Origin of the sequence: Pseudomonas defluvii, from assembly GCF_001695625.1 — a bacterium.
Classification (GTDB): Bacteria; Pseudomonadota; Gammaproteobacteria; order Pseudomonadales; family Pseudomonadaceae; genus Aquipseudomonas; species Aquipseudomonas defluvii.
On sequence record NZ_MBPN01000233.1, the window covers coordinates 1 to 2,658 of the forward strand.

Here is a 2,658-nt window from a genome sequence, read left to right on the forward strand (position 1 = left end):
GCCGACCAGCTGCAGTGGCAGTAAGCGACGCAGCTTAAACTCGCTGAAAAACTGTCTTGACCGATGGGTCCACTTTAGATCCCATGTTGACGAATCCCGACGAAGAATCGCCCCGGCTTAGCCGGGGCTTACGCTTGCGCTCAGGTTTTGGATTGCGGGGGATTCTCTTCCTTATTGCCGCATTGGATCAGCAGCAGCAAAACTGTGGCTACCTGCAGAGGCTGCTTTTGCAGGTAGCCAGCGACCAACGCTCACCCCCTCTGGCACTGCGTTACGCTTTCGGGTGACAAATGTAATTACCGCTTCGCAGGAAGGTTTCATGCTTGTTCGGCGAATAGACTCCCTAGGTGACTTGCTCGTTGGCCCCTGTGATGCCCGCTTTTGACCTGGCTACCACCGCGACCGCCGACGTACATACTCCGTCAATCTGATTGGCGCTGTCCCCGCAAGCCCGCCGCTTGGCGGGCTTTTTTGTGGCTGCAGGAACGCCTTACAGGCTGTTCGGCTCGATGCCGATCTCCCGCAGCGACTTGACCAGCGACGGGTCGATAACGGCCTCTCCGGTGGTCGACGCGGCCTGATTGATGCCTACGGTGCGGTACTTGATCAGGTGGCCGGAGACCATCTGTTTGAGGATCTGCTTGGCCTTATCGCCGCCTGTCACGGTGTACGGGCTCATCAACTGCGACGTGGACTTCATCGCCTGTTCCTGGGCGTTGTTGACCAGTGCAGCCTGCTCGCCCTGCAGCCCAACGAGCGGGGCCAACGGGATAGACGGGGCCATGCTCACCGGCGTTTCCTGCGGAGAGATTGTCCACGCCTCGTTCTGGTCGATGCGCAGTTGGACGGTACCGACCGGCACCTTGAAGCGGCCACCGGACATGATGCCGACGTAGATCTCGCTGCCTTCCTTCCGGACTACCGGGTAGAAGTGCAGCGGCTGGGTGACGATCCAGTTCGGCGTGCCCAGATCGCCCGTAGTGACCATCATGGTGGTCTTATCGGTGAATTCGTCGGTTGTGGCCGTGGCCTTCCAGGTCTGCTGCTCGGAGGCGCATCCCGCGAGGGAGAGGGCTACGGCAAGGGCGGCGATATATTTCATTGGGTCTGTTCCCGGGCTTTAATATGACGAGCAGGTCGTGTAGCCGTAATTGGTGATGCAGTTGGTGTTGCGAGGGGTATAGACCGGCATCTGCGGTGCGACGCCTGGTGCTTGGCTCATTCTGGCCATTTCGTCCGCCGCGCTAGCCACCTGAGCACAAGCGATCTGGGCTTTCGATCGATCTGCGTCGGTGAGAACCATAGCATCCGCCTCAGCCGAGTAGCTTTGAACCATATTCCACAGCTTGCCCTGGTCATACAGGTACTGGGCTGGACGACGCTGCATCTGGAACGAGACAAAGCTGTTGTATTGGTCTGCGGTGATAAGTTGCTCGCGTTTGCACAGGCCTGCGGCTGAGACCAACTTAGAAATCGTCTGGTATTCCGATTCGGGCATCTGCGTCATGCAGCCGGTGAGTGCAAGAGAACTAGCAAGTGTTACAGCGATCCGTGTCATGTCGGCCTCTCTATTCCAAGGGAGGCGATTGTAGCAGGGTGCCACCATGTAGTCGGCGCCCCCCCCTGCTCTTTGGACTTACCCACGATACCGCCCGGGTTTTTGCCAGATGATGAGCACCAGGGTCATCGCGACGGAACCGACGAGCGACAAAGCCATTTTGTCCTCTAACAGATGGAACGACGCTCCACCCGCTTGCAGCAAAGCGAGCCAGATACCAATCACCGATCGACCCGCTGTACCCAAGCTCCGGCCTAGTTCTATGGCAACAGGATCGAAGATAACCCGACGTAGACGACAGATGTGTTGTACTCCCAGCACGAGGCCGCCGCTCCTGACGCGACCGAGGACATCTTGGAGATCAAGCGCCACATTGACGTCCAGTATCGGCTCCCGAATGGACGGTAGCTGTCACAAACCCAGTAGCGATGCTGTAGGTGAGTTGCTATGCAGTGTGATCCAAGCGGTTAAATCTATTTTTTGGTCTGTTAACGACAACAGTTTAAGGTTAAATCTAGTTAACAGGGGACGCTAATTGAGGAGGCCGGCAGTCCTTTGTCTTTCGCTTTGGACCGCTGTCGTCCTGTAGTCGTGAGAGAATTTAGTCTATCTACATGCATCGAGATAGGGCCAGCAGTTCAGTTAGCTTTGGCTAAGTTAATGAGAGGGTATGCCTGTATCTGCACGCGGTAAACGTGATTATGCAGTTTACGGGCTTTGGTATAAAGGCAGTGGATCTGCACCTTTCTGGCGAGCCTCCTCAAAGTTATGAAGTAAGGCTTTGGTCTCCTCTGATTGCTGGATGAGGTGATTACTGCGCAGTATCCTCCAGGCCAAGTTTGGGTGTGACATGTTCTGATCGAAGAACACCAATGGCTTCCCCGTCTCCAACGCTCCAAACTCGTCGAGCGTTCTGTAGGCCTGCATGTTCCAGCTAAGTTTCGTCAGTTCGTTAGCCACCCAGTTCGCTTCTATTGAGGTCGTGAAATCAGAGGTGGACCGCGACCACTCGCGTACAAGCTCTAAAGTGGACCCATCGGTCAAGACAGTTTTTCAGCGAGTTTAAGCTGCGTCGCTTACTGCCACTGCAGCTGGTCGGC

The 2,658-nt window shown here is 56.1% G+C and carries 3 protein-coding genes; all 3 read right to left on the reverse strand.

Going from position 1 to position 2,658, the window contains the following annotated elements:
* Positions 1-490 precede the first annotated feature (490 nt).
* Entirely contained in the window at positions 491-1,102 is a 612-nt protein-coding gene (locus tag EKA13_RS26810) for a hypothetical protein (RefSeq protein ID WP_016969427.1), read from the reverse strand.
* Between the two features lie 18 nt (positions 1,103-1,120).
* A complete protein-coding gene (locus EKA13_RS26815) occupies positions 1,121-1,558 on the reverse strand; it encodes a hypothetical protein (protein ID WP_016969428.1) in 438 nt (145 codons plus the stop codon).
* A gap of 708 nt (positions 1,559-2,266) precedes the next feature.
* Entirely contained in the window at positions 2,267-2,518 is a 252-nt protein-coding gene (locus EKA13_RS26825) for a hypothetical protein (protein WP_176717497.1), read from the reverse strand.
* Positions 2,519-2,658 lie beyond the last annotated feature (140 nt).

Bases quoted from the DNA above. Each gene is read 5' to 3' on its own strand.
- EKA13_RS26810 (WP_016969427.1), bottom strand. From the start codon at position 1,102: ATGAAATATATCGCCGCCCTTGCCGTAGCCCTCTCCCTCGCGGGATGC.
- EKA13_RS26815 (WP_016969428.1), bottom strand. From the start codon at position 1,558: ATGACACGGATCGCTGTAACACTTGCTAGTTCTCTTGCACTCACCGGC.